The sequence below is a fragment of the Rhodococcus sp. EPR-147 genome, assembly GCF_001647185.1.
Taxonomy (GTDB): Bacteria; Actinomycetota; Actinomycetes; order Mycobacteriales; family Mycobacteriaceae; genus Rhodococcoides.
On record NZ_LVCU01000197.1, the window covers coordinates 1 to 5283 of the forward strand.

General features: G+C 66.8%; 4 protein-coding genes and 2 pseudogenes. 3 read left to right on the forward strand and 3 right to left on the reverse strand.

The features are described 5' to 3' along the window. From A2J02_RS09835 to A2J02_RS09845, 3 genes are all read left to right on the forward strand, one after another. Window positions 1-1779, forward strand: a 1779-nt coding sequence (locus A2J02_RS09835) for a heavy metal translocating P-type ATPase (protein WP_068049651.1), incomplete at its 5' end; no start/stop codon positions are given. Then, complete coding sequence (gene lspA, locus A2J02_RS09840) at window positions 1776-2294, forward strand: signal peptidase II (protein WP_068049655.1); 519 nt, start codon at window positions 1776-1778, stop codon at window positions 2292-2294. The genes A2J02_RS09835 and lspA, both read left to right, overlap by 4 nt. Window positions 2295-2388: 94 nt before the next feature. Next, window positions 2389-2991, forward strand: coding sequence for a cadmium resistance transporter (locus tag A2J02_RS09845; protein ID WP_068049656.1), 603 nt, complete (start codon window positions 2389-2391; stop codon window positions 2989-2991). Window positions 2992-3623: 632 nt separating this feature from the next. Here A2J02_RS09845 and A2J02_RS28655 read toward each other — a convergent pair. The 3 genes and pseudogenes from A2J02_RS28655 to A2J02_RS28660 form a co-directional block, all read right to left on the reverse strand. After that, a pseudogene (locus A2J02_RS28655) lies at window positions 3624-4124 on the reverse strand (TniQ family protein); the annotation flags it as partial. Then, the gene (locus A2J02_RS09850) at window positions 4121-5077 is read right to left on the reverse strand and encodes a TniB family NTP-binding protein (RefSeq protein ID WP_231893738.1); all 957 of its coding nucleotides are present in this window, start codon (window positions 5075-5077) and stop codon (window positions 4121-4123) included. The gene A2J02_RS09850 and the pseudogene A2J02_RS28655, both read right to left, overlap by 4 nt. Window positions 5078-5081: 4 nt before the next feature. Then, window positions 5082-5283, reverse strand: a pseudogene (locus A2J02_RS28660) (Mu transposase C-terminal domain-containing protein); the annotation flags it as partial.

The window sequence follows — 5283 nt, forward strand, 5'->3', positions numbered from 1 at the left end:
CTCGAATCGGTCGCGTTGATCGTCGCCGGCTACACCTTCGTACCGTCGACCCTGAAGCGGCTCGCCCGCGGCAAGATCGGCGTCGGCACCCTCATGACCATCGCGGCGGTCGGCGCCGTGATCCTCGGTGAGGTCGGCGAGGCTGCGATGCTCGCGTTCCTGTTCGCCATCAGCGAAGGCCTCGAGGAGTACGCGGTCGCCCGCACCCGGCGAGGTCTGCGGGCGCTGCTGTCGTTGGTTCCCGACACCGCCACCGTCCGACGAGATGGTCGAGAACAGGTGGTGTCGCCGACCGAGTTGACGGTCGGCGAGATCATGATCGTCAAGCCCGGCGAGCGCATCGCCACCGACGGCACGATCCGCAGTGGCAACACCGCGCTCGATACCTCGGCGATCACCGGCGAATCGGTGCCCGTCGAGGCAGGGCCCGGCGATGAGGTGTACGCCGGGTCCATCAACGGAACCGGGGTTTTCGAGGTCGAGGTGTCCGCGCGCGCCGAGGACAACTCGCTGGCCAAGATCGTCCGGATCGTCGAGGCCGAGCAGTCCCGCAAGGGCGAGGCGCAGCGACTGGCCGATACGATCGCCAAACCCTTGGTGCCCGCGATCATGGTCGCCGCGGCCCTCATCGCCGCTGTAGGCAGCCTCCTCGGCGACCCACGGATATGGATCGAACGCGCACTGGTCGTCCTCGTCGCTGCCTCACCGTGCGCCTTGGCCATCGCCGTCCCGGTCACCGTCGTCGCTGCGATCGGCGCTGCCAGCAAACTCGGTGTCCTGGTCAAGGGCGGCGCAGCACTGGAAGCCCTCGGCCGCATCCGCGGAATCGCACTGGACAAGACCGGCACCCTGACCCGCAACAAGCCGGTCGTCATCGACGTCGCCACCGTGAACGGCGCGACCCGCGAACAGGTCCTCGCGGTGGCCGCGGCGCTCGAGGTGCGCAGCGAGCACCCCCTGGCCGCGGCGATCCTCGCCGCCGTCGACGACCACACCCCCGCCGAGGACGTCGAGTCCGTCACCGGCGCCGGCCTCACCGGCCGCCTGCGCGGTTCCGACGTCCGGCTCGGACGGCCGGGCTGGATCGAGCCCGGCCCGCTGGCGGCGGAGGTGGAACGGATGCAGCGCGCCGGAGCCACCGCCGTGCTCATCGAGCAGGACGGCCGAACACTCGGCGCGATCGCGGTCCGCGACGAACTGCGACCCGAAGCCGCGGAGGTCGTCGCCGGTCTCCGCCGTGACGGATACCACGTCGCGATGCTGACCGGGGACAACGAACGCACCGCCCGAGCGTTGGCCGCCGATGTCGGCATCGAGGAGGTCCATGCGGACCTGCGACCGGAGGACAAGGCAGCCATCATCAGCGACCTGAAGGTCCGACGGTCGACCGCGATGGTCGGCGACGGTGTCAACGACGCCCCCGCACTGGCCACCGCCGACCTCGGTATCGCCATGGGAGCCATGGGAACCGACGTGGCCATCGAAACCGCCGACGTCGCCCTGATGGGAGAGGACCTCCGGCATCTGCCACACGCCTTGGCCCACGCACGCCGATCTCGGCGCATCATGCTGCAGAACGTCGGGCTGTCTCTGGCGATCATCACCGTTCTGATGCCGCTCGCCCTGTTCGGGATTCTGGGCCTGGCAGCAGTGGTTCTGGTGCACGAACTCGCCGAGATCGTGGTCATCGCCAACGGAGTCCGGGCAGGCCGCGCCCACCCCCTGACCACCGGACCGGCACCCGCATCGGCCCCGACGGCAGCCGAGGCCCGCATATGAGCGCCGACGCAGCCCCGGGCATCTCGGCGCCACGGTCCCGGCGGACCCTGACGATCGTCGCCGTCGTACTCATCGGCGTCGCACTCGCGGGCGACCCCGTCGCCCGCCGCGCACTCTCCGACGGCCGCATCGTCGAGCTAGGCGTGCTGCAACTGAAGTTGGCCTACAACAGTGGTGTCGCCTTCAGCGTCGGGAACCAACTGCCGCCGTGGGTCATCATCGCGGTCACCGCCATCATCACCGTCGGCATCGGTGTGTACGCGTGGCGCACTGTCCCCACCGGCTCACCGTTGGGGACTGTGGGACTGTCGGCGATCGTCGCCGGCGCCGCCGCCAACGTGATCGACCGCACCGTCGACGGTCGCGTCACGGACTACTTCCACACCGGCTGGTGGCCCACCTTCAATCTCGCCGACACCTACCTCACCTGTGGTGTCGTACTGGTCATCGGCTCCATACTCTGGGAGGAAGCGGCCCTTACTCGTACCGCGCACGCGCAGGAAAAATCCGGATGACCGCCTCGCGGCCTCGCAGCCGATCCACCTCTACCGCGGTCCAGCCCTCCGGACACGACGTTCAGCCGCCCCGCCGTGGCCGCTCGGTGCGGGAGTGATCACCACCATCGCCGCGGCGGTCGCGATGTTCGCCGGCACCAACATCGACGACATCGTCGTGCTGACCGTGCTGTTCGTCGCCTCCGCCAGCCAGGGGCGGCCGCGGGCATGGCAGATCGTTGCCGGCCAGTACGCCGGCCTGATCACCCTCGTCGCGATCAGTGTCGTCGCTGCCCTGGGATTGGTGATCGTCCCGGAGGACTGGGTCGGGTTACTGGGGTTGCTGCCCCTGTCGTTGGGTGTCTGGGGCCTGATCCGCGGCCTGCGCAGCGGCGACGAGGACGAGGCCCCGGTGGTGGCAACAGGGATGGTCGGTGTCGCCGCCATCACCATCGCCAACGGAGCCGACAACATCGCCGTCTACACCCCGGTCTTCCGCACGCTCGGTGCGCCACAGACCGCGGTCACCATCGCCGTGTTCCTGATCTGCGTGGGAATCTGGTGCTACGCAGGCAGACTGTTGGGCACTCGCAGAAAGGTCGTCGACACTCTCGAACGGGTCGAGCACTGGCTCGTACCCGTGGTGTTCATCGTCCTGGGTGCGATCATCCTGCTCGAATCCGGTGTCCTCGGCCGGCTCATCGTCGCCGCGTCATGACCGACGTCTGTTCGCCCGGCAACTCCAGCGGCAGCGGCATCGATCGCCGCAATCACACCGTCCCAGGCGCTGCGGGCGGGTACCGGACTGCGAGACCGCGTCGGAGCGGTCCCCGGATCAACCGGCTCGTACGAGCGTGGGCGCAGTAGAGCCGCATCAGCACCACCCGCGAAAATCTCATCGTTCTCGACCGCGATGATCGCGGTCGCGGCGGCGGTCAGTACTGCTGCTTGTTCTTCCCAGCGCAGGTCCTCGAACGGAACCCACGATGTTCGGAGCGGGCGAGAACGGCCGGTGGATTTCCAGATCGCGCTGAGTGGCTTTGCCCACCATCCGGTGCGGACCAGAGGTGTTGATACTTCGTCGACGACGGTGCGCAGCAGCCTGAACCACACTGCTGCATGAACACGGCCCGCGCCGAGCTCGACCGACCCGCACGTCAACGCGGTGACGCTGCGTCTGTCGATTTCTGCGACGGCCGCCGCGACCGGTATCGGTGGTGCGTGCTCGTCCGAGCCTGCTGGTGTCCTGTCCCAGAAGACAAGTCTGCCGGGTACGACGCTGCAGAATTCGAGCCGGCAGAGATGCTTGGTGCAGCTGGTCAGCATCGGGTATTGCTGAGCCATCATGACCGCGATGTCGGCGTGTGTGTCGAGGGTGTCGATGCACAGAGGGCATGCCCGTGTAGTCAGCGTGCTTACCCAGGGAAGCCATGTGCCGGCGGGCGGTGCGCGTCGACGTCGATCGGCCATCGCCAGACCCGCCGGTAGTAGGACAGAGAACTGGTGGACGTAGGTGTCGAAGTCGCACTCGGTGGGGTCGGTGCTGTCGAGCAGCCAGGGCGTGCAGCCCGCCAACGTCATTTCCCGCAGCCGTTCCGCCGTACAGGTGCTCCTCTGGGCAAGCGCCGATAGCACCGGCTCGGGTGTGTGCCGGTCCAGGTCCACGCTCGAGGTGTCGACACCGAGCCCGTCGAGAAGGTCCGCTGTATTGATCAACGAATACAGTGCGCTGGTCCGGGCCAGCCACGACATCAGAGTCTCGCCAGGTAGTGGTTGCGGGCGCAGCGGCCACGGCGGATGCGCACTGTGGTCGAGCGCTGTGTGCGCTGCAGGGGCATCGGCTGGTGTCATGCCAGGTGCCGTTCGAAGTGGCGGCGGCGTTCGGTGGGCCCGAAGTAGGCGGTTTGGGTCAACACCTGTGAGGTGATCGCTTCCTCTCCGGCTTCTATTGCGGTCACTGCGGCCGCGGTCAACAGCGTGGCCAGTTCGCCGATGGTGCCCTCACACCGGGTGAGGAGGTAATCGGTCATCTCCGCCGATGTCAGGTACGAGGGCGCACGCAACGGGAAGCTGGCGGTGAAGCTCGCCAGCAGGGAGCGGGTGTCGGTGTCGTTGGTCCAGATCGGCAGCGTCATGGGGTGAAAACGGTTTTCCAACTGTGCATCACTGCGGATCGCGAGGTACGCCTCTCGGGTACCGACTCCGACGAGAGGGATCCGCAGCTCGTTGCCCAGAAACCGCAACAGGTTCAGAAATTCTCGGCGCACGTTGTCGCGACCGGCGAGAACATTATGGAGCTCGTCGATGATCAGCATCCGAACCCCGGTTGCTCGCAACAGCGTCACCGCTTGCTGTTCTAGTTCGTGAACGCGGCTTCGCGGGCGCATCGGCGTTCCGAGGGCAGCGAGCATCGCGAGGTAGAACCGTCCGGGTGCTGGGTCCGGGGGCATCTGCATACACAACACCGGTATGTGCTCACGGTCGGGCAAGCTGACAGCGGGGTGCGCACGCCGGAACTTCTCGATGATCATCGACTTGCCGTTGTTCGTCGGCCCGATCAGTAGCAGGTTCGGCATTCGTTGCCGATCCGGCCACACCAGCAACGTCTCGAGGTGCACGATCACCGACCGTGCACGCGGATACCCGATCCACCGTTCCGTACGAATGTGCCTGATGCGTTGTGCAGCAGGAAGACCCGCTATCGATCTGACCGAACTTCGCAGGTGGATCAGATCCGCACTACCGGGGTCGATGTCTTCGCCGCTACCGTCGCCTGCAGGAGTGATTCGGGGGTCGTCGTTCATCGATTCACCATTCTTCGATGTCGTCGAAGATCGGAACCGGTACTTGGTCGGTACCGGGGCGACTCTCGGGCGGGCCCATCGCGTTCGGTGATGTGGTGACGCTGCTCAGGTGAGCACGGCGAGTGCGATTACGTCGGGCTCGTTTGGTGTCCCGCTCTGCCGACGTGGCTACCTGACGCATCTTCTCGATCATCGCGAACAGAGCG